This is a genomic window from Synechococcus sp. R55.7, from assembly GCF_047461955.1.
Classification (GTDB): Bacteria; Cyanobacteriota; Cyanobacteriia; order Thermostichales; family Thermostichaceae; genus Thermostichus.
Map to the genome: position 1 here is coordinate 1 of NZ_JANSIC010000174.1, position 2397 is coordinate 2397.

Consider the following 2397-nt stretch of genomic DNA (forward strand, 5'->3'; position numbering starts at 1 on the left):
ACCAAGGTGGTGCTGGGATTTTCCACAAAGCCGATTCGCTCGTAAAAGCCACGCTGATGGGTTGTGAACAGGTAGATGCGCTCCACCGACTGCAGGTGGGGATGGCTGATCAGGGTTTCCACCAACTTGCGGCCAATGCCCTGACGTCGGTAATCGTGATCAACCACGATATCCCAGAGGACGGCTCGGTAAACCCCATCGGAAGTGGCGCGGCCAAAGCCAATCAGGCGTTCCCCATCCCAGGCGCTGACCACCGGATGGCTGTGGGCAACGGCCCGCTCCATCTCCTGCCGCTGGCGATTCTGCGCCCAAAAGGCATTGCGGTTCAACAGCAGGAGAAGTTGATCCAGATCCAGCTCGCCCCGCTCCAGAGAGAAGCGAATGTTGCGGTTGTCCACCGGCTGACGAGAGAGGGCAATGACAGGCTCAGGAGAGGGATCGGGCATGAAGAAGACCTTTGCAGCAGTGAGGGTTGGCAAGGAAGGGGGAGTTCAGCAAAACACTTGGGCCTGACGAACTGAGGCTAGCTGGCCGAGGCACTTTCGGCGGTTGGCCCCGCATGCTCTAGGGCATAGGCTTTGAAGCGCTCCAGATCCGCCTGGATGGTGCTCTCCACCACTTTGCCCACAAACAGGCCATCCAAGATTTTGCCGAGGATCCCCGGGAGCTTGTAGGCCACCGACAGCTTCACAATGGTACTGCCTTTGCGGTCGTAAAAGCGCAGCGCGCCCCGATTGGGCAGCCCCTCCACCGAACTCCAGCCGATGTGTTGGTGTTTCACCACCGTGTGGGTGCGGGAGATCCAACTGAAGGTGAGGCCGCGGGTATCCAGTGTCCACCGGGACAGCTCCTGATCCAGCAATTCCACCGAGCGGATCCACTTCATCCAACGGGGCATGAGGGTGAGGTTGGCCCACAAATCCCATACCTGCTCAATGGGAACAGGCACCTCCACCTGACAGGTATGCTCTAGCCAATCTGACTCTGACATAGGGCCTCCCACGCAACACCCAGCAGAAACACAAACCATCCAGGGGCTTGACCACAACGCCTCGGGACGGGATCCCTGCCTTTACAAAATTTTATATCGACCTAAGATAGCATTATCGGCCTCGTGAAAGTTTGGGGCTCTGCGCTTTTTGGCAGCCCGATTTCTTTTGCCGGCAAGTTGCGGCTGCCCCCCATGAGGGCAATGCAGAAGGCAGGTATCATGATTGCCATCTGCAAGCTCCACTTGCAAAGGTTCGGTGCATCCACTCGGTTGACTTGACGGAACGACCTCACCATGGTTTCTCAATGGAAACAGCATCTGAAGAACTACTTCGTGGCGGGGTTGCTGGTGGTGATCCCTCTGGCAACTACCATTTGGCTGACGGTGGAGGTGGCCACCTGGAGCATTGGCTTTCTGACCAGCATTCCGAAGCAGTTCAATCCCATCCAGGGTTTGCACCCGATCTTGATCAACCTCATCGATCTGGCGGTGGGCCTGTTGACGCCGATTGTGCTCATCCTGTTGATTGGCTTCATGGCCCGCAACATTGTCGGCCAGTGGCTGCTCAATCTCAGCGAACAGTTGCTCCATGCGATTCCGGTGGCGGGGCTGGTGTACAAGACCTTGAAGCAATTGGTCAGTGTTTTGTTTGCCCCCAACAATCAGCGCTTTCGGCGGGTGGTGCTGGTGGAATATCCCCGACCAGGAGCTTGGGCGCTGGCCTTTGTGACGGGCACCATTCAAACTCCCATTCGGCCCGATGGGCCGCAGCGCTCCCTTGGCCTGTTTGTGCCCACCACCCCCAATCCAACGACGGGCTGGTACGCCATTGTGCCGGAAGACCAGGTGGTGGAAGTGTTCATGCCGGTGGAAGATGCTTTTAAGATGCTCATTTCCGGCGGCATTGTCACCCCTGAGAGTTTTGAAGCGGGGCTGCAGCGGCGAGAAGGAGCTTTGGCCGTGACCATGCCCAGTTTGCGGGAGCTGGTGGAGCAGGAGCGGGTGGCAGGATCCCCCAGGGCTGACTCGGTGGGCTCTGAGGTAGGTTTTGAGACTGAAGGGATCCCTTAATCCTGCTTTCCTGTCCCTGCAGAAGGGCCGGGCTGCCAGAGCTGGTATTCTTTGGCCTGTTCCAAGCGCACATAAAAAGGCCGCATTTGCCGATCCAATGCCTCCACTTGCTCGGAGGGAAAGGCCTTCCAGTCAGCACGGCTGGCCCAGCGGAGGATGAGGTGGACAAGTTCGGGATCCTCTTGATCCAGCCAAACTTCTTTGCCCAGAAAACCCGGATGCCGGCGCAGGGCGGATCCCCAAACCCGCTCGTCTTGCTCAAGAAAGGCTGCTTGCCCACCGGGAGGAACCCGGAAGCAGAGATGTTCGATGGCGATAGGGCCGGGCGGGCTGGG

The 2397-nt window shown here is 58.4% G+C and carries 4 protein-coding genes; 1 reads left to right on the forward strand and 3 read right to left on the reverse strand.

The window, feature by feature from the left end; genetic code table 11:
- A partial coding sequence (locus tag NW820_RS09495) for a GNAT family N-acetyltransferase (RefSeq protein ID WP_414407349.1) occupies positions 1-446 on the reverse strand: 446 nt, incomplete at its 3' end.
- Between the two features lie 77 nt (positions 447-523).
- On the reverse strand, positions 524-991 hold the full coding sequence (locus tag NW820_RS09500; protein ID WP_414390354.1) for an SRPBCC family protein: 468 nt from the start codon (positions 989-991) through the stop codon (positions 524-526).
- Between the two features lie 294 nt (positions 992-1285).
- Between NW820_RS09500 and NW820_RS09505 the strand changes: the two genes are divergently transcribed.
- Positions 1286-2062, forward strand: a complete 777-nt coding sequence (locus NW820_RS09505; protein WP_238376947.1) for a DUF502 domain-containing protein — start codon at positions 1286-1288, stop codon at positions 2060-2062.
- Here NW820_RS09505 and NW820_RS09510 read toward each other — a convergent pair.
- On the reverse strand, positions 2059-2397 hold a 339-nt coding region (locus tag NW820_RS09510; protein WP_414407350.1), incomplete at its 5' end, for a TIGR03792 family protein. The two genes, NW820_RS09505 and NW820_RS09510, sit on opposite strands and share 4 nt — an antisense overlap.

Coding starts and splice junctions, on each gene's coding strand:
- NW820_RS09505 (WP_238376947.1), top strand. CDS start 1,286: ATGGTTTCTCAATGGAAACAGCATCTGAAGAACTACTTCGTGGCGGGG.
- NW820_RS09500 (WP_414390354.1), bottom strand. CDS start 991: ATGTCAGAGTCAGATTGGCTAGAGCATACCTGTCAGGTGGAGGTGCCT.